This is a genomic window from Kiritimatiellia bacterium (assembly GCA_025054615.1).
Lineage (GTDB): Bacteria > Verrucomicrobiota > Kiritimatiellia > CAIVKH01 > CAIVKH01 > JANWZO01.
This window is the reverse complement of the sequence record JANWZO010000013.1, coordinates 19,648-41,206: the sequence shown is the minus strand read 5'-3', so window position 1 is coordinate 41,206 and position 21,559 is coordinate 19,648. Positions and strand designations below refer to the sequence as shown.

Below are 21,559 nucleotides of genomic sequence, written 5' to 3'. Positions count from 1 at the left end.
CGCCCGTTCCGCCGGTCGCGTGCTACGAAGGCCGGTGTCTGTCGATGTCCGCCCGGCGGAGCAGTTCGCACAGCAGGTTATCGGGCAACATGGCCCGCGTCGTGGCGAGGAATCCCGACGCGTGCACGAAGACGATGGACGGGTCGCCCTGAAGTCTCCGAAAATCGAGCGACTCGGGTGGACAGGTATCGAGCCGCATGATGGCCCAGCCCTCGCCGCGCGGGTCTTCGGCAACGATTGCGCGCGCGTCGGGGCATCTTTCCCGCACGAGAATACGGGAGACAGCGGAGTAGACGGCGGGCGGGACGTGCCGAGCAGAGGGGATGACGATTGCGCGGGCGCCAGGCGACCACTCGAGGGTGCGAACCAAGGGGGCCAGCCGATCTTCCTCGCGCCGACAGCTTTTTAAGTCGCTAACCAGACGTTTTCCCATGTCGACGAGAGCGCGGAAAAATGGATGGTGCCCTTCGAGGCGATCGATCTGGGAAAAATAGCTGGTAAAGGCCAGTTCGATCGGGTTGGCCAGCAGGTCGTTGAGCCGCTCAGCAGGGAATCCGGCGGTTTGCGCCACGGTTGCGGCGCCGATTGCGTCGATCCGCGCGAAGGTTTCGATCCAAGGCCAGTACCGTTTCGCGTCGTCCAGCAGCTCGAAATGCTCGAGCATGAGCAAAAACGAGCAAGTGGACGGCTCTGCGGGAAACTGGTGGTGGTCGAAATTTTTGAGATTCCGGTCGTGGCGGCGTCCAATGTCGACCACGTAGGTGGTGGGATCCCGGAGCTCATCCTCTGAGACTTCCCGCACGCGGCGGATTTCCATGATCCGGTCGTCTGCGGCGAGGGCGACGAGGATAGCGGCGATCTCATCCGCGTGCGCGTTTCCGGAATGGGTGATGATCCGGCGCGGTCGGGCGTCCGGCGGCCGGATCGGCCCATTTCCTGCGAGCGAAAAATTGCCCTGCATCCTGCGCAACGTGTTCTCCAGCAGGCCGAGATTGTTGGCACGGACCTTGAGAAGCAGCCGGAGGGTCAGCCCCCGACGCGCCAGCGAGAGATCAAGAATTTGGCCGAACTGCCCCCAATAATTTTCCGCCCTCCGGGTTAGGATATGTCGGTCGAGAGCGGATTCGGGCTCGTAGTGGCGAACGTATAGGATGTTCGGGGTAACCCAGACGGCCGTCCATGTTCGTTGATTTCGGGTCAGGGTCTGGTCGGACCATCGGTCGGCATTCAAAATGCCGGGAATTTCTTCCGGCGGCGATTCCTCCGAGGTCGGCCGGGACGGCCGCGAGGGGGGGGCCGGTTGCGTGCGCAGAAACTCGTTCAACCCGCGTAAGGCGTCGGGAACGGGCTTTCTATAGATCCGCGCAAGCTCTTCAACGATGGATGTGAATCGGCTCCGATCGATCACAGCGAGATTGAGCGATGCGGCATAAGAGCGCTGGATGTCGTCGAATGTGCAGTTGGGCCGAATCAATACGCCGCGGGCATTACTGCCTCCGAGCGCGCGCAGAGCGGAGCCGGCATCGCGAATTTGTTGAATCAGCGCGGCCTTGTCCTCCTGGAGGGCAAGTTTGCAATCCAAGTAGACGATGATGCCGGAATCGTGCGTGACAACGTCCAACTCCGTCTCGACCCGCCCTTCGGCGGTGATCGCCTTCGCATTTAGCCAGATGCTTGCAGGCTGGAACGCGGAGGCGAGCGCGGCAATCACCTCCTCAAAGAGCGCGCCTGCGGCGGCGCCCGCGTCGCCGAGACCGCAGGTCTGGAATGCGTCGCGCCAATCCCACTCATTCGAGTAGGCGGCCCGGAAAAGCTGTTCCAGCGGAAGGCAGCGGGGGTCGCGGCCCTCCCAGCGAACATCGTGCTGGGTTGAGAAATGCAGAGAAAGCAGCTCGTCCAGAGGCAGCGAATTGACCCGATCTTCGGGAATGGCGATCGGAAAGCCAGTCAACAGGCCGTTCTCTCGGCGGAATTCGTACCACGCGCCGTCAATTTCGCGATAGATGAACTGAGCCGGGACCTTCCCGACCGCCTGCGAAAGGCCGATTGCGATCAGCTTGTTGCCGCCCGTGAGGTTGACCACCCACCGGGCTTTGGGATCGCCAGCCACGATGGACGCCATTTTTTCGTAGAGTCGGGCCGGCTGCATGTCGATCGGGTGCATGTGGACGACCGTGCCGCTGTGGTTGCGCTCCACCAACCGTTGCAGACGCCGGGCGGGTTGGATCGAGCGATGGGCGTCGGCCGTGTGGAGGATTTCGAGCGAGGCGAGACCCGCCGGTTCGCCAACCAGCCATTCGATGCTGTAGAGGTTGGGCCAGATCTGCTCGCTTGCGACGACTATGAGCCGATGATGGGGCATGGCGCCTCCCCTTGCTCCGCGTTGAATGAGTAGCACATCGGCGGGATTGGCGGGAGTGTTTCTGGAGAGGCCCAGCGGCGGGGCCTATGCGTAGATTCAAGAGTCCAGGGTTATGAAGGCGAGACTGTCCGCGGCGAGGTCCAACACTGCCACGGTAGGGCGCGCGGCCCGGTGGACGGCGCCGGGATTGATGACGCGCGTCCGCCCCACGCGTTCATCGCGGGGCATGTGGGTGTGGCCGGTGAACACGTAGTCGAATTCGCCCGATCCGATCGCGCGGGCCAGTTCAAGCTCCCGATGGCCGTGCAGCACGACGGCCTGTTTGGCGCCGAAGGCGATTCGCAGCAGGAGGGGAATCGACATGTTGCCGCAAAGGCGCCAGGTCCACCCCTCCGGTTCATCAACATTTCCGAGCACCGCATAAAAGGGGATGGAGTGTGCCTCGCATCGTGTGGTCATCTCTAGGAGAGTGTCTTCGCAGCCGATGTCGCCGCAGTGGAGGATCGCGTGGACGCCACGGGTGAGCAGCAGGTCGATCGCATGGCACGTCCTCGGGATGTTGCTGTGCGTGTCGGACAAGATTCCGATCCGCACGCAGGATTCCGGGGCTTGCACGGCGGCATGCATCGCGGCAAATCCTGTTTCAGGTATCGACTAAGACGGCGGAGTTTCGCAGGCCGGAAGCGCCTTTTCGACTACGAACTCCTCGCGCTCATCCTCGCGGATGACGGCTCCGAAGAGATCCGGATCGTGGTCGAACAGCAGGAGGATCCCTTCACGGGCCGCCCGGGGCAGCCATTCGCGTTTCCACGCGCGTGTGTCGAGCGGGAACGTGTCGTAGCTGGTCTGGAACACCATGCGCAGGTTGTGGCGCATGGGGCAGACATCGCCGCAGAAGAGCGCCTGGGTGACGCCGGAGAATTCCGCCGCGGCGTGGTGGTTCAACTCGAGCGCAGGGTGGGCGAGTCGAATTGCGCAGTGGCCACGGGTGTGGCCCGAGGTCCGGTGCATCCAGATGCCTGGCAGCACTTCCGCTTCGTCGGGCTCGACGAGGATTTTCTCACACGATTCCAATGGCGCGATTGTCTCGCGGGGGTAGGACTTGTAGAGAAGCGGGTTGCCCGAAATGGCATCCGCCCACTCGAGGGCGTGTATGTAAAACCTCGCGCGCGGGAATGCGTAGGCTGAGCCGGCATGGTCCCAATGCAAGTGGGTGAGCACGACAAAATGGATGTCGTCCGGCCGTTTCCCCGCCCGGCGAAGAGCGTCGCCCAGGGGCCAGCCCGGCCCCAATCCGTGCAGTCGCTGCTCCTTCTCAGAGAACCGCTCGGCGGCTCCGCACCCCGAGTCCACAAGGCCGCAACGGCCGTCGTCGAGTTCCACCAGCAGGACGTGGGCATGCTGCGGGATGCGGTTCTGCTCGTCTGGCTGAATCCTGCGGGCCCAGATGGCTTTTGGGACGAGGCCAAACATGGTTCCGCCATCGCTGAGGAAGGTGGAGGCGACGAGCGGCGTGAAGCGCATAGCGGGAACTCAGCGGGGTGCAGGCGAGGGCACGCGCGGAGAAGCTGGCGCGGGCGTTGGGGAGGTCGGGCGGGGCGCGGCAGGTCGGGCGGCGGACTGCGTCGACGGGGCCGGCGCCGAAGGTTGCGGAGCGGCGGGCGCGGACGCCGCTTTGGCCTGAGCCGCTTTTTGTTCAGCAGCGCGGCGGGCAGCCGGGCTTGGAGCGAGCATCATCACGATGAAACGGCCGAGGTCCTCGGGCGGTCGCTCGATTTTGGCGATGCCTTCGACGTCCTTCATCAGCCGGTGCATGAGCTGGTGTCCAAATTCCTTGTGGACCTGTTCCCGACCGCGGAACATCAGCGACGCCTTGACGCGATGCCCCTCTTCGAGGAACTCGCGAATATGGCGGAGCTTCGTCTGATAATCGTGGTCCTCGACATTAGGGTGGAATTTCACCTCTTTGACACGTTGGCCGGCCTGGTGGCGGCGCGCCTCCCTTTCCTTCTTGGCCATTTCGAACTTGTACTTGCCGAAATCCATGATTCGGCAAACCGGCGGCTGGGCGGTTGGCGCGATTTCGACCAGGTCGAGGTTGAGCTGGCGCGCTCGCGCGAGGGCTTCTGAGATGGGCACGATGCCGATCTGCTGGCCGTCGGGGTCGAGCAGGCGAACGGTCGGCACACGAATTTGGTTGTTGATGCGGATTAGGTTGCGAATGGCGATACCTCCCTGGTGTTGATGGTGAAGTTGGCGTCCCGAGCTTCCACGAGCTTCAAGCCGGCAGTGCGACGGGCTGGATCGACAGGGCGCGCTCTGCCACCTCCTGTTTGATGCGCGCCCGGAAAACCTCAAGCGACATGGCGCCCAGGTCGCCGTGTCCGCGCGCGCGGACTGCTACTGTTCCGGCGGCGGCTTCGCGCGCGCCGACGATCAGCATGTAGGGGATCTTTTCGAGTTGCGCGTCGCGTATCCGCGCGCCGATTTTCTCCGGTCGTCGGTCGACCGTGACCCGGATATCGTCGATGCGGAGTTGCTCGGCGACGCGCTCGGCGGCTTCGTTTTGCGCATCGGTGATCGGCAGCACGCGCACCTGTTCCGGCGCCAGCCAGACCGGAAACGCGCCGGCATATTGTTCGACGAGGATGCCGAAGAACCGCTCGAGGCTCCCGAAAAGGGCGCGGTGGACCATGTAGGGCCGGTGCGGCTGGTTGTCAGGACCGATGTATTCGAGCTGAAACCGTTCGGGCAGGTTGAAATCGAACTGGATGGTGGTGCACTGCCATTCGCGCCCGATGCAGTCGCGCACCTTCATGTCGATTTTCGGGCCATAAAACGCGCCGCCGCCCTCGTCCACTTCATAGGGAATCGATTCGGTCTTCAGCGCGTGTTCCAGCGATTCGGTGGCGCGCCGCCACTGCGCTTCATCCCCCACGCTTTCGCTCGGACGGGTCGCGAGATAGGCGGTGATGTCCGTGAAGCCGAAGGTCTTCCAGATGAAGTTGGAGAACCGGATGACGCGGACGATTTCCGATTCAATCTGCTCGGGGGTGCAGAAGATGTGGGCGTCGTCCTGGGTGAATCCGCGCACGCGCAGGAGGCCGTGGAGCACACCGGCCTTTTCATAACGGTAGACTGTGCCCAGTTCGGCCCAGCGCAGGGGCAGATCGCGGTACGAGCGCTTTCGGCTTTTGTAAATCTGGATGTGGAACGGGCAGTTCATCGGTTTGATGAAATACTCGTTCTCATCGATCTTCATCGGCGCATACATGCTATTGCGGTAGAAACCGAGATGACCCGAAATTTCCCACAACAGGCTTCGGCCGGTGTGGGGGGTGTAGAGCAGGTCATAGCCGGCCCGGAAATGTTCGCGCCGCCAGAATTCCTCGATGATCGCGCGGACGCGCGCGCCGTTTGGATGCCAATGGATGAGTCCGGGGCCGACCTCCTCCTGGATGCTGAACAGGTCCAGCTCGCGGCCGAGTTTTCGATGGTCCCGCTGTTTGGCCTCCTCGAGACGCTTCAGATGCGCTTCGAGTTCCTCCTGTGTCGGGAAGGCCGTGGCGTAGATTCGCTGCAGCATCGGGTTCGTTTCGCGCCCGCGATAGTAGGACCCGGCCACGGAAAGAAGCTTGAAGGCGCGAATCTCGCCGGTGGACGCCACATGCGGGCCGCGGCAGAGATCGATGAACTCTCCGTTTCGATAAAAAGTGATGACCTCTCCTTCCGGAATGTCCGCGAGGCGTTCCAGCTTGTATCGCTGCTTCATGCCTTCGATGAGCGCCCGCGCCTCGTCCCGGCTGACCTCGATCCGCTCAAAGGGCTGATTTTCCGCGATGATCTTCGCCATTTCCGCTTCAATGGCGGGAAAATCCTCGGGACCGAGCCGGTGGGTCAAATCGAAGTCGTAGTAGAATCCGTCCTCCGTCGGGGGGCCGATGTCGAGCTGAACGTCGGGGCCGAACAACCGGCGGACGGCTGCGGCCATGACATGGGCCGCACTATGACGCATCCGGTAGAGGAAACTGGCCGGATCCATCGTCATGAAAATGGGGGCGAGAAACGCTGCATGAACGGCAGCGGATCAAGACGACGGCCGACGCGAGCCGCGGAGGGCTGATTGGGCAAAGCAAAACATCTCGGTAATATAAACCCCGCTTTATCCGGCCAAGTCAAGCGGGTTTGGCGCGGGTGTACGGCAATCACGCGACCTCTTCTCTGGATGATTCCACTGCATCCAAGCTTGCCACGGCGGACGCGGGGGATATCCTCATACGTTTTTCGGAGGGATTCACGGAATGTCGGGTATTCAGCAAACGACCCTGCCGCCGGTTGAGCAGCAAACGGAAGAATGGTTCATGGCGCAGATCGGGAAGCAGGCTATCGACGTGGCCGCGCTTCTTGAAGCCCTGCGGATGCTGCACGAGGCGGGACAGGTCCGCGAGGCCGAGCAGCGTCTCGAGCTTTTGCAGGATACGCTCGCCGAGCGAAAACGTATTCCGGAAGCGCTCGAGGTTCTCCAGATGCGCGCTCGCTGGGCCAGCCCGGAACTGCGCGAATCCACGAATTGGCCGGAAGAGGCGGCCGACATTCTGGGCGGCGAATGGGAACAGCGCGCACTGATTGATGAAGCGGGCTTTTCCCGGCCCATCCCGCCTACCGAGGCCATCCGACGGCTGCGTCTGCTGGTCAGCCTGAAGGAAGGGGCGCACGTGTACGACCGGACCTGGGGGCTCGGCATAGTCTCTCGCGTCGATGCGTTCAACAAGAAGGTTGAGATCGATTTCGAACGGCGATCGGGACATCAGATGTCACTCGCCTATGCCGCGGAGAGCCTGTCGCTCGTGGGGGACGACCATCTCTTGATGTGGAAGGTTCGCCGGTCGGAGGACTTGCGCCGTTTGGTCCGGGACGATCCCGCGGAGGTTGTGCGCATGGCGCTGCGCAGTTTCGGTCCGGTCACTGCCGCGCAATTGCAGAGCCTGTTGTCGCCGTCGATCGTGACGGAGCCGGACTGGAAGCGTTTCTGGGATGCGGCGCGCAAGAAACTCAAGCAGGATGGCACGGTCCTCCTGCCCGCGTCGCGGACTGAGCCGATGCGCTTGATGGAGGGTGGACGCGCCCAACAGGACCATTGGTTCGACACGTTTGCGCGGGAGCGAAACCTCGCCCGGATCGTTGGAGCGCTGGAGGAATTGGCTGCTCGCGGGCCGGCCCAGGCGCTGACGGAGGCGCAGCGGCGCATTGTGCTCGACCGGGTCGGCTTCGCACTAAAAGGGGCGCCTAGCCAGGATCTTGCAACACCTGCGCGCCTCGCCATTGCGGCCGACGCGCTCGGTCTCGGTGACCAAATCGATCGCGCGCGGCTGCCCGATTTCTTCCAGGGCCGCATTTTCGACGAGGTCGTACGTCAGTTGCCCGCGCGCCCGTTGCGGGCCTTTTTGCGATATCTCGACCGCCAGAACGCGACGACCTTGCGGTCGATGCTGCTCGACCGGATTCCGCGGATGGATCCCGGTCCTCTCAATGAGGCGGTCGCATACCTCGAGGAGGCCGGTGCCTCCGCCGAACTGGCGGCCTGTTTCAAGAGAGTGTTTGATGTGCGTGCGCCGAGCCTCGAAATGCTGGCCTGGTTGAGCCGCAATCTCGAGAAAATTCAAGAGTGGAATCTTTGCGCACCGGTCACCGCCGTGGTGCTGATGGTGGAGGCTCTCGAACAGGAAGCCGCCGGGGAACGGCTGAAGGCGCAAAATCAGATGCGCGAGCGTTTCGCGAAACCGGAATGGCTCAAGGAGATGCTGGGGATGATGGACGCGGCCGACCGCGAGAAAGTGGTCAAACGCATCAAGGAGTCGCCCGGCTGGTCTTCATTGGACCGCGCGTCCGTGCTCGGTCAGATCGTCAAAGTGGATCCCTCGTTGGGCGCGCTGCTGGTGGCCCGGGAAGAAAGGCCCGCAGGACCGCGGGGGCCGGTAACCTCCTTGCGGAGTTTTCGCGAGCGGCAGCGGCAACTGGACCGGATAGTCTCGGTTGAAATCCCCAAGGTGGCTAGGGACATTGCCATCGCGCGCAGCTATGGCGACCTGCGCGAGAATCACGAGTACAAATCCGCCAAGGAAATGCAGGCGCTGCTATTTCGGCGGCGAGATGAGCTCATGCAGGATCTGCGGCGCGTGACGCCGACCGATTTTCGCGACTTCCCGGCTGACAAGGCCGGCGTGGCGACGACTGTGACGCTCGCGTACTCCGATGGCCGCCGCGAAACCTACCATATCCTCGGCGTTTGGGACGGCGAGCCCTCCCTCGGCATCATTTCATCCACATCCCGCATGGCGGAGACCTTGATGGGCCATGTCGCCGGCGACCGGGTTGCCGTGCCGTCTGAACACGGAGAGGTGGAGGCGGTGGTCGAGTCCGTTTCGCCTCTGGATCCGAAGATCCGAGATTGGGCCTCTTACGAGGGATAGGCCCGCGGATGGGGGAAATCCTTCAACAATTCCTGCAGCGCGACGCGTCGCCGCTGGTTCAGTTTATTAAATACGCCATCGGCGGGGGCATCGCGACGGCCGTGGATATGGCCGTTTTCTTTCTGTTGGCCTGGAAGGTATTTCCCGCGCTGCGCGAAAACGATCCGGTGGCCCGGCGGCTGGGACTGCGAGTGCGGCCGGTTGAAGAAGAGCAGCGTTCGCGCCGATTCGTCATTTGCACGGCGCTGGCTTTTGTGTTTTCCAACCTCACGGCGTACCTAATTAACATTTACTGGGTGTTCGAGCCGGGGCGTCATCCGTGGTATGTGGAGGTTGCGCTGTTTTATGCCGTATCCGGCATCAGCATCGTGATCGGGACCGCGATCGGGTGGTCGATGATCCGGTATCTGCACCTGAGCACGAGTTTTTCATACGCGGGCAAATTAATCGCGTCCCTGTTGATCAACTTTGTGTGCCGGAAGTATCTCGTTTTCAAGGGCTGAGGCGGCCCGCAGGCCAGAGGCTTTAAGAAATCCCGAGCGCGCGGAGCGCCTGGTAGGTGGCCCACGCCGCGGTGTACGCCAGGACGCTCATGTAGCCAAGTTGAAGGGCGGCCCATTTCCAACTGCCCGTCTCCTTGCGTGTGACTGCCTGGGTCGGCAAGCATTGTGCGGCGAGGATGTAGAAAACGAGCAGGCTAAAGCAGGTCGCCGTCGTGAAGACCGGCGACCCGTCTGCGCGGCGGGCCTGGCGAAGCGTATCGTAGAGTGACGTCGGTTCCTCCTCTGCGCGATCCGCGCCGACACCGTAAACAACGGCCAGCGTCGAGACGATCACCTCACGTGCGGCGAACGACGAGACAATCCCGATGCCGATCTGCCAGTTGAAGCCCAGCGGCTCGATCAGCGGTTCGATCCAGTGCCCGATCCGGCCGGCCAGCGAGTGGGCGAGCGCATACTGTTCCTCTTGGAAAGTCGCCTCTCGCTCCAGCTCGGCGGCTTTGTCCATTTGCCCAGCGGCGTTTAGCGCCGCGGCCTGCTCGCGGAGCTGGAGCGCCTCCGCCGGCGGGTCCGATTTCGGATACGTGGCCATAGCCCATAGGATCACAGAGATCATCAGGATCAGCGTGCCCGCCTGTTTGACGAACATTCGAGCCTGGTCATAGGTGTGGAGCAGCGCCGTCCGGAGTGAGGGCATACGGTAATTCGGCAGCTCGATCACCAGCGGACGGGTTTCACCCGGCAGAATAGTCCGCTTGAGCAAAAATGCCGAAAGAATTCCGGCGATGATGCCTACCCCGTATGCCCCGAGAAAAGTAGCGGCGGCCAGCCCGGGCTTATCCGGGAACAACAGCGCGATCACCATAGTGTAGACGGGGATTCGCGCCGAGCAGGTCATGAGCGGCGCAACCAGAATGGTCACCAGGCGGTCGCGCCGGTCCTCGATCACCCGCGTCGCCATTATTGCCGGAATTGCACACGCATGCGCGGAAAGCAGCGGGACGAAGGCCTTCCCGGGCAGGCCGATGCGACGCATCAACCGGTCCATCACGAAGGCCGCGCGCGCGAGATATCCGGTGTCTTCCAGAAGCGCGAGGAAGAAGAAGAGGATGCAGATTTGGGGAAGGAAAACGAGGATGCCGCCGACCCCGCCGATCACGCCGTTAACCAGCAGGCTCTGAAGATCGCCGGGCGGAACGACCCTCGCTACGAGATTTCCAATCGTCGCAAACAGGTGGTCGATCATGTCCATCGGCACGGAGGCCAGATGGAAAATCAGGTAAAACATGACCGCCATAACCCCGAAGAACGCGATCAGCCCCCCCACTGGATGGGTCAGGACCCGGTCGATTTGTTCCGTCCGCCCACTGCGGGCCGTTCGCGGTGCACGGACGAACCGGCCCGCGACCGATTCGGTCCACGTGTAGCGGTTTTGGAAGGGGCAGGTCGAGCAGGCAGAGCACGCGATAGCCTGCTGAATGATCGGAATCCTCGTTTCGGTTCGTCCCAGTTCCTTCGCCAGCGCGGCGACAAGATCATCGAGCCCGCGACCCGTCTTCGCGCTAACGGCGACCACGGGGCAGCCCAGTTCCCGCGACAAACCCGCCACGTCGATGCGCATGCCCTCCGCGTCCGCAAGATCGATCATGTTCAGCGCAACCACGACCGGCACGTCGTGCTCCAGCACTTGGCTGACGAGGAATAGATTTCGCTCGAGATTGGTTGCGTCCGCGACGACGATGGCCGCCTCCGGACGATGGCTATGGGGCGACCCACCCAGAAAGGCCTCCGCGGCGATTCGTTCTTCCAAGGTGGTGGGGTTCAGGCTATAGAGGCCGGGCAGGTCAACTAGGGAGGCCCGAAATCCATTGCGTTCCATGGCGCCGACGCGGTGCGACACAGTGGTGCCCGGGAAATTAGCTGTTTTGGCCCGATGCCCTGTCAGGGCGTTGAAGAGCGTCGTTTTGCCGGCGTTCGGATTGCCCAATAGGACAACCCGGGGCGTCCGGCGGTGCCGTTCCGCGGTGGTCGGTTCGAGGGTGAGGAGGGGCCCACTCATGCTTGTTTCAAGCAGGAGATGTGGTCGCAGAGTTGGACCCAGACTCGCTGTGCGAGGCGGCGGGAAACTCCCAATCGGGAATTGAACACGCGCAAAATCATCGGGTCGCCTCGCTGGATGAGTTCCAGCCGGCGCCCGGCGCAGATGCCCATCGCCATGAGCCGGCGCATGTCGTCGCTGTCGGCCTCAACGTGGTGTACGACCGCGCAGGACTTTGCGGGAAGTTGATCAAGGGGGATGGGCCGCGGCGACGCGTCGGGGACACTCGTGTTTGAGAGAGGTTGCACGGTTTCTCCACCGAATGTTTGATATATCGACCAAACCCGTGTGTCAAGCGGCGCCCAGCCGATATTGGTCTCAAGCTAGCGCTTGCATCCGCGCCCGCCGTTGACGCCGGTTTGCGGACGGGCAAATTATGGGCCATGAACGTTTACGCCTGGCTGTGGGGCGTTTGGGGGGTCCTGCGCGGATTCCGCGAGACGGACGCGGCGGCCGACCCGATTGAGCAGTTTCAGCGGTGGTTTTCGTTCGCGAAGCGGGCGAGGATCCATCAGCCGAATGCATTTTCGCTGGCGACCTGCGATGACGGCCGACCATCGTCGCGAATGTTGCTACTGAAGGGCGTGGATGCCCGGGGCTTTGTGTTCTTTACGAACTATGAGAGCCGCAAAGGCCGGGAGATCGAGAAGAATCCGCGCGCGGCTATGCTCTTCTTCTGGTCCGAACTGCATCGACAGGTCAGAATTGAGGGCGCGCTTGAAAAGATTTCGCGGGAAGAGTCAGAAGCCTATTTTCATACCCGGCCGCGCGGCAGCCAACTTGGCGCCTGGGCTTCGATGCAGAGCCGGCCGCTCGACTCGCGGGATACGCTAATCCGGCGCGAAAAAGAGTATGAACGTAAATTCGCCGGCCAGCCGGTTCCCCTACCTCCTTATTGGGGCGGCTTCCGACTGACTCCCGAACGGATGGAATTCTGGCAGGGGCGGCGCTACCGATTACATGACCGGCTGGTTTACGTTCGAGAGGGCGGGCGCTGGTCGATTCAGCGGCTATATCCCTAGGGCGTCGAGACGAGTCGGGCGATCGTTCCGGCCCCGGCCCGCTCCCCTGTGGTGGGAGATCTGCCCCCTCTTCGGCGGGCGAGTGGTAGGTATCAGAATCCCGGTAGGTTCAGATTCATCGGCAGCTCAATTCGCTGCTGGGGCGGAACAATCGCGCGAAATTGCGGAGTGTCGCGGATTGAGGCAAATCGCGGATCCTTGCGGGCCATGTCGCGCATTGGTTCACCGCCGAGCTCGATGGCGCGGCGGAGAGAGCGCACAGCGTCGGTTGACCGCATGAGCTGCGCCTGCGCGGCAGCGAGGTCGAACCAGACGCGGGCGTTAGAGGGTTCCTTTGACACATAGCGTTCGAGAGCAGCCGTGAGCAGGTCGGGTCGATTCGCCTGAGCGAACAGTTCGGACACCTGCAGAATGACCTGGGGCGGCAGGTGTTCCTGATGGATGATGCTCATGGTGAGATTTTCAAATAGCGGTGTAAGGTTCATCAACCGATAGATGTTTGCCAATTCGAGCGCAGATCCGATGTCCGCGCCTTGCGCCATGCGCGGCTCGAGTTCGCGGCGCCGGTTATCGAGCGCCTCCAGATTGCGAATTTGTTGCAGAAACTCGGCGATCCGGTCGTTGCCAGGGTCCTCTCGCAGAAAATTCTCGATCACTTCGCGTGCCTTGGCGAACCGGAACTGCTGCATCTCCACGTCGGCGAGCCGGAAATTCGCCTCCGGGCTGAGCGGATAGAGCCGGATCGCCTGCTGGAAGGCGTACTCTGCCTCCTCAAACATCCGGCGGTAGGCATAAAGCCCTGCAATCGCACTGCGCAGCTTGGAAAAGGTTTTGCGCGCCACCACGTCGCGGAGGAATTTTGGATTCGACATCAGCCGCTCGACGTACCAATCCCAGAAGGCGCGGTCCTTGCGGACCAGCTCGGGGTCCAACGAGGGGACCTCATCCCGGTTGATCTTCATGATCAGCCCGTGGGGCGTTAGATAGGGGTACATCCAGGGAATGACGTAGCTCTCTTCGACGTAGAAGTCGTGTCGGGCCTTGTTCGCGTCGAAGATCATCCGGGCCAAGATGCCGTTGATCGTCATTACGCCCTGCACACCCTGAACACTGACGCGGCCGCCCTCAAACGAGACGTCCGCGCCCGCGGGGATGCGACCGGCTCGGACGTCCTCGACATACTTTTGGAACGCGAAATTGCTGTCCTGCTGGGACGGGATCCAGATCAGGTCGCCGTAGAGGTCCCGCATCACGTTCATGTACGTGTTGTCGGCCAACGCGTTCTGCGTGATGAGGTAAATGTCGGACCGGTAATGGGCGGAATAAATCATATAGGTGGGCACGAAACGGCCCGGGTCGGTGCCGCCGAAGAAGATCGCGTTGGTGGTCATCGGCGGCGGGTAATCGGGGGTCGGATACGTTGCGCGCTCGTGCTCGGGCAGCTCGGAGAGGATGGCCCGCACGCCTTCCAACTGCCAGGCGCCGAACTGCCAGCCGAAGTCGTGCCCGTTCTGCTCGGCGCCGCCGACGAGTTTGATGAACTCCTCGTCGTAGGCGTTTTTCAGCAGCGGCACGCTGGTCAGCGCGAGAGCGCCCGCACAAGCGGCGTAGAGAACGACGCGATTGCCTCCGAGCCACGTGGCCAGGAGCGCGATGGCGAACAGAAGCCCGTACGAGATCCAAATCGCCCAGATCGCGTGGGATTGTATGTATTGGACGCGACCGATGAACAGCGTCTGCACGTCGAGATTCGGCCACTGGTAGATCAGAAAGATAACAGTTAGCGAATGGAACGCGACGAAGGTGGTGATCATCCACCGAACACCGCTGCCGAGCTTGTCCTCGGCGAACCACTTATAAAGGCGGATGAGCAGGATGCCGAGGGGGATGCCGCAAAGGACGACGATGAACGGAGCCGGAATCGGGAACACGAGGGTGAACAGGGCGACGACCAGCAGCGGGACCAGCATCAGCGCCAGCAGCGCACCCGTCCAGATCATGGCCGTCCGCGCGGCGGCCTGCCCCGAGTCCGGACGCGTACGTTTGACGCGGTGATATATCAGCACCGACGGGATGGCGATCAGGCAAAAGAGCGCGAAGAGAGAGATTCCCCACGTGAATTGCGCGACAACCGAGACGTATCCTTTCGGGTCGACAATCACGTCCTCGAGCATTTTTGCGAAATAGCCAGGCCGTTCGACCGCCTTGCGGAAGTTCACAGCGGGGTCGATTTTCTCGTACTGGCCGCGTGAGACGGCGTGGATGAACCCCTCCGGCGTGCGCGGGTAGCCCCAGTTCATCGGCGGGTTTTGCTCGGACGCGAATGGCAGATAGGCATAGAAGGACAGGCCAAGCGCCGCCGACAGGACAAGAATCAAGACCCGCTTCCACTCGGTCAGCAACTCGCGTTCAAGCAAGAACAGCGCAGCCGGCGCAACGAGGAACACCAGTCCGATCGCGATCATCATCTGTTTCTTTTGAAGAGACTCTGGCGAGACAGGCGTCCCCATTCGATACGCCAGCGCGAGCATAGCCAGCGCGAACAGCCAGCAGGCGCCGGCCAGCGTGTCCCGGAAAAGTTTGGTGTCCCGCATCGCGATCGCGACCAGCAGGGCCGGCGAGAGGAACAGCAGTGCCTGATGGTTGGTAAGGCCGAGCCCGAATGCAAAGGACGCGATGTATAACGTCTTGTCCTCCTTCGGTCGGCACATCCAGCGGTACACCAACGCCGTCACCAGGGCCATGAAGAAGGCATTGAGTCCGTAAACCTCCACGATCGTCGCCTGCGACCACACAACGGGGCTGAATGCAAACAGGAGCCCCCCGGTGATGCCGGCCACGGCGCTGATGAAGCTCTCATGCCGAAGGCCGAGGACGCGCGTGGCGGTAACCACGCCGCGGAGGATGTCGCCGCCCGATCGCGAAATCAGTTGCGCGAGAATGGCCGCCGCTAGCGCACTGAAGAAGCCGGATGAAAGCCCCACGGACCACGCGGGATTCGGGTGCCCCTGAAAGCCGCCGCCGTCGAAAACGTCCTTCAGGGATTTGAGGACCAAGGTCAGGTTGCCATCCGGTTGCCCATAATACCGGACCCAGTGGAAGATCCACTGGAAAAACCAAGTTACGAGCGTCCAGATTGGATAGCCGGGCGGATGCGGAACGCCGAGATAATCCGACGCCACGGCGAGCTCCCCGGAATCCTCCAGGGTGACCGTCGGCGCGTTGGTGTAAAAATAGACGCCGAACGCGATCAGGAAAGTGATCCAAAAGGCCAGCCAGTCGGATCGGCGAAAAAATTTACCCTCGGTGAGGTCGAAAAAGTCAGTTGAATTCCGGTACGAATCCGTTTCGACGCGGTCGGCTGAATTCCCGGCGGATGGCGTCATAATAATATCCGAATTGATGGTCGTGAGAAACCTTAGACCCTAAATAGAGCGGGTCCGCGGCGTCAAGACAGACACGCGGCGGGGCATCGGCGTTCGAACGCAGGATCGGTGAAATCCGATGTGGGGACCCCGGCGTGTGTGTTCCGCAAGGCGGACCCTAGTCAGGAGGCTAGATGACGTTCGACGAATATCAGGAAGCCGCTGCCCGCACGGCCGTGTATCCCGGGCGCGGGCAGGGCAATTGGGTGTATCCCGCGCTGGGTCTGGCGGGGGAAGCCGGAGAAGTTTGCGAAAAAGTCAAGAAATGCCTGCGAGATGACGAGGGGCGGATGTCCCCAGCGCTACGCGACGCCCTTTCAAAGGAGCTGGGCGATGTCCTTTGGTATATTTCCGCCATGTGCTCCGAGCTGGGGCTGCGCCTCGAGGATGTGGCGCGGGAAAATGCTGCCAAACTGGCGTCTCGCCGGGATCGGGGTGCCCTCCACGGTTCCGGCGACCACCGCTGAGGCCTCGCAACGCCGCGAGGTCGGGCGCACTCTGAACTTTGCCCCGCTCGATGTCCGCTGGCCACAAGTCCTTAGGGATCCGCGGGGGTCGAGAGAATCGAGTTGGTGAGCGTTACCTGTTCGAACAACGACTCCCATAATGGGTCAAGCTTCAATTCGCCGCGGCTCACCACCAGGCGCGTCGGATAGGCTGCGGACGGCGGTCCGGCCACGGTCAGCCGGGCCTCATCGCATACCACGTCCAGCCGGGAAATCCCTTCCACGGGGACGTGCGCGGTAACCGCCGTTCGGAATTCCGAGAAGATCCCCCGTTTCCACAGCCGATACGTCAATTGGGTGGCCTGCTGACGATCCGGCGACCAGATGAGAATGTCTTTCATCGAACCGCCAAGACCGCGGAACCCCTCCGTGGAGCCGCGCACCGCCAAGTCGCGATACGGCCCGTATTGCAGCGTGATATCGGCGTGCTCGATTTCGAGTCGAAGCGCCAGATTCGTGGACTTGGCGGCCGTCAATCGCCCGTCATACCAGATGGTGCGGTGGCTCGGCGTCGCGACCGCTCCGCCAACAGCAATCAGTGCGACGAGTCCGCCGCATGCCCCGAGGGCCGGCCAGCCCGGCGCGAGCGCGCGTTCCTCGCCTGCATCCTCGCGGGCCGGTATGTTGAGCACCGCGTAATACAACCAGCCGGCGACCACAAAAACGATCACCCCCGCCATGATGGCGTCGGAGGCAAAATGCGCCCCCGACATAACCCGCGCAGCGCTCATGCCGCCGCCAAGGGCGAGCGCGGAACCCAGCCCCATGGCGGCAAGCCGCCTATTGTGCCGGCGACCGATGAAGTAAAGCGCCACAAGCGCAAAACCTGCCGAGCAGTGCCCGCAAGGGAAAGATTTACCGCGGCCCGGCTTGTCAGGCGCCAGGATGGAGCGATAGGGAAGCCAGCCGCCGAATTCCTTGACCTGGCGTGGGCGGGGGCGACCCCACAATTCTTTCACGGTCGCGTTGACGACGATTCCGGGCCCGAGGGCGATCACCAGAAGTACATAAACCAAGTGGATGCGGCGTCGGCGCAACCGGCCCGTTGCAAAGCTGATTCCGAGCAAGGCCAGCGCGGCCACGGCCATCCCCGCTGCGCCGATCCCGGCATAACGATTCAACCATTTCCATGGCGGCTGCTGTGAGAGCGGCCAGTGGTGTTCGGCCGCCGGCATGTAAAACGTCCGCGCGATGGCTCGATCCCCAGAGGGGGATTCCGCGAGCCATAGGGCGGCAGCCGCCAGCACTAAGGCGGCGGCGAGCTCCGGCAACCAATAGCGACGGTACGCCCAAGCCCCGCCCCACTGCCACCAACGCGGCCAGGCGCGGCTCACGGCACTGGCTCCGGTCGTAGGCCTTCGCAGAGGTAGACCCAGTAGGTCCGCTCAGGCCTGCCTCGGAAGAGGCCGCGGAACGGGCCAATCTCCTCTACGGATTGAAAATCGAGCCGCAGGGCCGCCGGAACGTTCCGTCCGCGCGCGACGTACAGCGCCCGGGATCCGGGTGGATGGCGATCGCGGTAGGAGGGCCAGAGGTCAAACTGGTTGCGGGGCGGCTTCTGCGGAACGGTGTAGGCGATCTCGCGAGACGGCGAATACCACGTGAGCAGCGATGCGGTTTGATAGTGGCTGCCGATCAGAAATGCTGCGCCGCGCTCCTTCTTCAGGGAGTCGAGCTGGAGCGCCAGGTCCCGATGTCCGCGCACACGCTCGAATGGGTCGCGGTTGCCCTCAGCGGGCACGTGGAGGACGAGTAGGGCGGCGTGTATGCCGATCGCGGCGATCACGAGCAGGGCGAACGAGGTTCGGACCGCCGAAAGCGCGCGGGGATGCCGATCGAGCAACGGCACCCATGCGGCCGCCGTGTGGAGAATCGCGCCGATCCAGGACGGCGACGGCCAATTCGGCTGACCGGGGTCGTTGAGGGCAAGGACCGCGTAAAAAGCAAACAGCGGCGCCCACAGCGCCGTGAAAAAACGAGCCGCGTCAGGCGGCACGGGGGTGCGCAGTCGGCGCCACAAGATCGCTGCGAGAAATGCGCCAAACAGCCAGGGACCCGCGACACCTGCCTGCCCGCCGAGAAAGGAGAGCCATGATTCGAGGGATGGCGCCCATGCCCGATCCAGTGCGCCACGCTCCCTCAAGTGGGCAAAGGTGACCCAATCGTTGGTCGCGTTCCACCACAGGGGCGGCGCAAGTCCCGCCAATGCGATGGCCACGGCAGTCCAGAAACCCGCGCTGCGGAGCCAGCGGCGTTTCTCCGAATTCCATAGCAGCCACAGGGCGATGACGACAAAAAAGGCGAGCAGCGTCGGCTTTGCGAGCAGTCCGAGCCCGATGGCGAGCCCGAGTCCGATCCAGCGCGCCCATGTCTCGCGGCGGTTAAGATCCCATAGCGCGTTGGCCGCCCAGACCCAGGCGCATACGGATAGCGAGTCGATAGTCATCAGGAGACTTCCTGCCCAGAAAAGCGGTGTCACCAGCGCGATGGCGACCGCCGCAAGCCCGATTCGGGGCGAGCAGACCTCGCGGCCAAGGCGATAAATTCCCCAGGCCGTCAACGCGGAACAGAGGATGGCTGGCAGCCGAACGCCGCGCTCCGTTTCGCCGAGGACCGCTGTCCCGAGCAGAATGGCCCAAGCCACGCCCGGCGGCTTGCTGTAATAACCCGCTGCCGGATGTTTCGACCACAGCCAATAGTACGCCTCGTCGCCGATCAGCTCGAACACGCCGCTCATCCAAAACCGCGCCGCCGTCACAAGAAGAATGACGGTTAGCGCGAGCCGGTCCGCTCGGGGGGCCGATATCATGCGGCGTCACCCGGCGGCTGAAGCTCGCGGACCCGCCGGCGCGCGGCGGCTGCACAAGCGACCCCGCTCAGGCATCCGATCACCGCCGCGCCTGCGATGTCAGACGGATAGTGTTTGTGCGCGGCAATAGAGGCCCACCCGACCGCAACCGATCCAGCGAAGGCGGGCACGCCCAAAATTGGAAAGAGCTGAATCAGCGTCGTGGACATGCCGAGCGAGGTACCCGTGTGGCCGGAGGGAAAACTCTGCATTCGATATTGGAACAGGGTGGGGCCGATCCATTCGGTCAAGCCCGTGTGGGGACGCGGTCGGCCGGTGGAGATGCGAATTACATTGACGGTCAAGCCGGCGAGAATCGCGCCGAGCAGAGTCGCCACCGCAAAGACGCGCCACTCGCGTCGTTTGCGCCATGCCCCGAGCGCATACAGGGCCGTCACATAGAAGACTGCGTCGCGGGAATCGCCTAGCCTTCGGATCGCGATGGCGACCCGCCGTTCCTCCGTCTTCTGAAATGGAACGTAGTATTCGCGAACCGGCTGGTCCCATCTCGAAACGCCCCATGTCAGCAGGCCGCCGCCCACCAGATAGGCCACGATCCACCATCGGTAGTCGCGCAGGAATGCCGCGACGTGCTTCAGCAGCGCGACCGTATCGCTCTTCACTTCATTCCACACGGCGTTCCCCCTCTCCCCGTCGGACGGCAACGCCAAGGATTACGCGGCTGGATCGCGCCGCGTTCCATCCGTCCGTCCGTGAAATTTCATAGCCGAGATTCGTGAGCGATAGAAACCAGGCTTCCCGCTCCGGGTCTGGAGGCCTTGAGCCGCTGGGTTTCAGCCGCTGCTCATGCAGGCGCACAAGAAGCGCGCGGGGGCCGGGCCCCTCCGCGAAGCGGCGCAGCTCCTCTCCCTCGTCGACCGTCTGCCACCTCCGGTTTGTATAGAAAACCACGCTCGGTTCGCGGAAGCTGCTGAACGCGCAGCGCGTGTCGGGCGGCAGGGACGCTAGAGCGGGCATCGCCCGCAGGGTCGGATTAATCCCCCGCAACCCGCGCGCCAGCGCTTCCGTGCCCGCGCAGGTCAGCATGGCGGCAAGCGCAACCGAGCCCCAGCCGGGCCGAAAAACTGCCCGCGGAATCAGGGCGAGCCCCACGAACAGCAATGAGGCTCCCAAAAGCGCCATACCGCCAGCCGGCCACGGACCCGCTTTCCAAGCGGCCGCAGCGGCGATTGCGAGGACGACGGCGGCGATGCCAACGATCGTGAACAGGACTGCCGACCAGACCTTGGCTGAACGACCTGGATCCACCCCGAGATCGATCGCCCGCGCAGCCAGGAGAAAGAACGCCGGATAGCAGGGCATGACGTAGTGCGGCAGTTTCGTCGCGTACAGACTGAAGAGGACAAATGTAACGACAATCCACGCCGCGAGGAAGCGGACCGTAGGGTCCCGTTGGCGAATGGCGAGTACGATGGCCGACGGGATAAAGAGCGACCACGGAAAGAGGCTGACCGGCGACGAGAGCAGGTAAAAGAAAAATGGAGCGCCGTGGCCCTCGAAGGCTTCCATACCCCGTTCAAGCACATGCTTTCCCAATCCGATTCGCGCGAATTCCCCATCTGTTTCCATGAGCGCCGGAATGCCCCACGCCCCGATGAGGGCGAGTGCGAGGCAGGCGCCGAGGAAAGGCCGCAGGCGCATGAGCGCGAGACGCGGCCGGCCAGCGAACAACCAGTATACGGGCACGGTGAGCAAGGGGATCAGGAACGCGACGGGTCCCTTCGCAAGAAACCCGATCCCGATCGCGAAGTACAGCACCCAGAACCAGCCACGGAACGCCGGACGATCCGGCCGCTCCGCGAGTTTTTCGAACAATGCGATCTGAGCGGCGAGGACGCTGAGAATCATGGGCATGTCGGCGACCGCGCCTCGGCCGTGTTGCGCCATTTGGAAATGGGTGAGCGCCATGACGGCGGCGAGCAGGCCCGTTGGATGCCCAAACCAGCGGGCGCCTGCCGTCCAGATCAGCCACGCGAGGAGGAAGGCGCAGACGATGGATGGCGCACGGGCCGTCCACTCGTTCACGCCGCCCGCGGCGTAGAACGCCATCATCATCCAATAAATGAGCGGAGGCTTATCGAACCGGTAATCGCCGTTGAACGTCGGCACAATCCAGTCGCGGCGCTCCATCATTTCGCGCGCCGCCTGCGCGAACCGCGGCTCATCCCGATCCTGAAGCGGCAAGGTCCCGGTGCCGGGCCCCAGCATGGCCAGCGCGAGCAGGGCAAGGAACACGGGCACGCGGCGCCCGCGAATGTGGCTCGTCCACGTCGTCATGCCGGCGCACGGCATCGCCGGAGGGGGGTC

16 protein-coding genes are annotated in these 21,559 nt (G+C 63.0%); 5 read left to right on the top strand and 11 right to left on the bottom strand.

What is annotated here, in order from left to right:
• Positions 1-22: 22 nt before the first annotated feature.
• The 5 genes from NZ740_07300 to thrS all read right to left on the bottom strand — a co-directional run bounded on the left by NZ740_07300 (position 23) and on the right by thrS (position 6,410).
• Positions 23-2,362 (bottom strand): MYG1 family protein, encoded by a 2,340-nt coding sequence (locus NZ740_07300; GenBank protein MCS6771819.1) that lies wholly within the window; start codon positions 2,360-2,362, stop codon positions 23-25.
• Between the two features lie 96 nt (positions 2,363-2,458).
• Complete coding sequence (locus NZ740_07295; GenBank protein ID MCS6771818.1) at positions 2,459-2,989, bottom strand: YfcE family phosphodiesterase; 531 nt, start codon at positions 2,987-2,989, stop codon at positions 2,459-2,461.
• A 27-nt stretch (positions 2,990-3,016) separates the two neighbouring features.
• Positions 3,017-3,886 carry an MBL fold metallo-hydrolase gene (locus NZ740_07290; protein MCS6771817.1) on the bottom strand — a complete coding sequence of 290 codons (870 nt, stop codon included), beginning with the start codon at positions 3,884-3,886 and terminating at the stop codon, positions 3,017-3,019.
• A gap of 9 nt (positions 3,887-3,895) precedes the next feature.
• Positions 3,896-4,720, bottom strand: a complete 825-nt coding sequence (infC, locus tag NZ740_07285; GenBank protein ID MCS6771816.1) for a translation initiation factor IF-3 — start codon at positions 4,718-4,720, stop codon at positions 3,896-3,898.
• Positions 4,641-6,410 carry a threonine--tRNA ligase gene (gene thrS / locus NZ740_07280; protein MCS6771815.1) on the bottom strand — a complete coding sequence of 590 codons (1,770 nt, stop codon included), beginning with the start codon at positions 6,408-6,410 and terminating at the stop codon, positions 4,641-4,643. The genes infC and thrS overlap by 80 nt, the downstream gene beginning before the upstream one ends.
• A 253-nt stretch (positions 6,411-6,663) precedes the next feature.
• Between thrS and NZ740_07275 the strand changes: the two genes are divergently transcribed.
• Together NZ740_07275 and NZ740_07270 are read left to right on the top strand one after the other, a co-directional pair.
• Positions 6,664-8,832 carry a GreA/GreB family elongation factor gene (locus NZ740_07275; GenBank protein MCS6771814.1) on the top strand — a complete coding sequence of 723 codons (2,169 nt, stop codon included), beginning with the start codon at positions 6,664-6,666 and terminating at the stop codon, positions 8,830-8,832.
• Between the two features lie 8 nt (positions 8,833-8,840).
• A complete protein-coding gene (locus NZ740_07270) occupies positions 8,841-9,335 on the top strand; it encodes a GtrA family protein (protein ID MCS6771813.1) in 495 nt (164 codons plus the stop codon).
• Between the two features lie 22 nt (positions 9,336-9,357).
• Here the strand turns inward: NZ740_07270 and feoB are convergent, their stop codons facing one another.
• Positions 9,358-11,391: a ferrous iron transport protein B gene (gene feoB / locus NZ740_07265; protein ID MCS6771812.1), complete on the bottom strand. Its 2,034-nt coding sequence runs from the start codon at positions 11,389-11,391 to the stop codon at positions 9,358-9,360.
• Between the two features lie 2 nt (positions 11,392-11,393).
• Between feoB and NZ740_07260 the strand changes: the two genes are divergently transcribed.
• Positions 11,394-11,666: a hypothetical protein gene (locus tag NZ740_07260; protein MCS6771811.1), complete on the top strand. Its 273-nt coding sequence runs from the start codon at positions 11,394-11,396 to the stop codon at positions 11,664-11,666.
• A gap of 147 nt (positions 11,667-11,813) precedes the next feature.
• Positions 11,814-12,452, top strand: a complete 639-nt coding sequence (gene pdxH, locus NZ740_07255; GenBank protein ID MCS6771810.1) for a pyridoxamine 5'-phosphate oxidase — start codon at positions 11,814-11,816, stop codon at positions 12,450-12,452.
• Positions 12,453-12,544: 92 nt separating this feature from the next.
• On the opposite strand, the gene NZ740_07250 is transcribed toward pdxH, so the two are convergent.
• Complete coding sequence (locus NZ740_07250) at positions 12,545-15,838, bottom strand: DUF2723 domain-containing protein (GenBank protein ID MCS6771809.1); 3,294 nt, start codon at positions 15,836-15,838, stop codon at positions 12,545-12,547.
• A gap of 173 nt (positions 15,839-16,011) precedes the next feature.
• Between NZ740_07250 and NZ740_07245 the strand changes: the two genes are divergently transcribed.
• Complete coding sequence (locus NZ740_07245; protein ID MCS6771808.1) at positions 16,012-16,344, top strand: nucleoside triphosphate pyrophosphohydrolase family protein; 333 nt, start codon at positions 16,012-16,014, stop codon at positions 16,342-16,344.
• Positions 16,345-16,415: 71 nt separating this feature from the next.
• On the opposite strand, the gene NZ740_07240 is transcribed toward NZ740_07245, so the two are convergent.
• The 4 genes from NZ740_07240 to NZ740_07225 are packed head-to-tail and all read right to left on the bottom strand — an operon-like array spanning position 16,416 to position 21,529.
• Positions 16,416-17,717: a phosphatase PAP2 family protein gene (locus NZ740_07240; protein ID MCS6771807.1), complete on the bottom strand. Its 1,302-nt coding sequence runs from the start codon at positions 17,715-17,717 to the stop codon at positions 16,416-16,418.
• On the bottom strand, positions 17,714-19,192 hold the full coding sequence (locus NZ740_07235) for a glycosyltransferase family 39 protein (protein MCS6771806.1): 1,479 nt from the start codon (positions 19,190-19,192) through the stop codon (positions 17,714-17,716). Before NZ740_07235 ends, NZ740_07240 begins: the two co-directional genes overlap by 4 nt.
• Entirely contained in the window at positions 19,189-19,866 is a 678-nt protein-coding gene (locus NZ740_07230; protein MCS6771805.1) for a phosphatase PAP2 family protein, read from the bottom strand. The genes NZ740_07235 and NZ740_07230 overlap by 4 nt, the downstream gene beginning before the upstream one ends.
• Positions 19,856-21,529, bottom strand: a complete 1,674-nt coding sequence (locus NZ740_07225) for a glycosyltransferase family 39 protein (protein MCS6771804.1) — start codon at positions 21,527-21,529, stop codon at positions 19,856-19,858. Before NZ740_07225 ends, NZ740_07230 begins: the two co-directional genes overlap by 11 nt.
• Positions 21,530-21,559 lie beyond the last annotated feature (30 nt).

Bases quoted from the DNA above. Each gene is read 5' to 3' on its own strand.
- NZ740_07290 (MCS6771817.1), bottom strand. From the start codon at position 3,886: ATGCGCTTCACGCCGCTCGTCGCCTCCACCTTCCTCAGCGATGGCGGA.
- thrS (MCS6771815.1), bottom strand. From the start codon at position 6,410: ATGACGATGGATCCGGCCAGTTTCCTCTACCGGATGCGTCATAGTGCG.
- NZ740_07245 (MCS6771808.1), top strand. From the start codon at position 16,012: ATGACGTTCGACGAATATCAGGAAGCCGCTGCCCGCACGGCCGTGTAT.
- pdxH (MCS6771810.1), top strand. From the start codon at position 11,814: ATGAACGTTTACGCCTGGCTGTGGGGCGTTTGGGGGGTCCTGCGCGGA.
- NZ740_07275 (MCS6771814.1), top strand. From the start codon at position 6,664: ATGTCGGGTATTCAGCAAACGACCCTGCCGCCGGTTGAGCAGCAAACG.
- NZ740_07225 (MCS6771804.1), bottom strand. From the start codon at position 21,529: ATGACGACGTGGACGAGCCACATTCGCGGGCGCCGCGTGCCCGTGTTC.
- feoB (MCS6771812.1), bottom strand. From the start codon at position 11,391: ATGAGTGGGCCCCTCCTCACCCTCGAACCGACCACCGCGGAACGGCAC.
- NZ740_07300 (MCS6771819.1), bottom strand. From the start codon at position 2,362: ATGCCCCATCATCGGCTCATAGTCGTCGCAAGCGAGCAGATCTGGCCC.
- NZ740_07295 (MCS6771818.1), bottom strand. From the start codon at position 2,989: ATGCATGCCGCCGTGCAAGCCCCGGAATCCTGCGTGCGGATCGGAATC.
- NZ740_07270 (MCS6771813.1), top strand. From the start codon at position 8,841: ATGGGGGAAATCCTTCAACAATTCCTGCAGCGCGACGCGTCGCCGCTG.
- NZ740_07235 (MCS6771806.1), bottom strand. From the start codon at position 19,192: ATGATATCGGCCCCCCGAGCGGACCGGCTCGCGCTAACCGTCATTCTT.
- NZ740_07250 (MCS6771809.1), bottom strand. From the start codon at position 15,838: ATGACGCCATCCGCCGGGAATTCAGCCGACCGCGTCGAAACGGATTCG.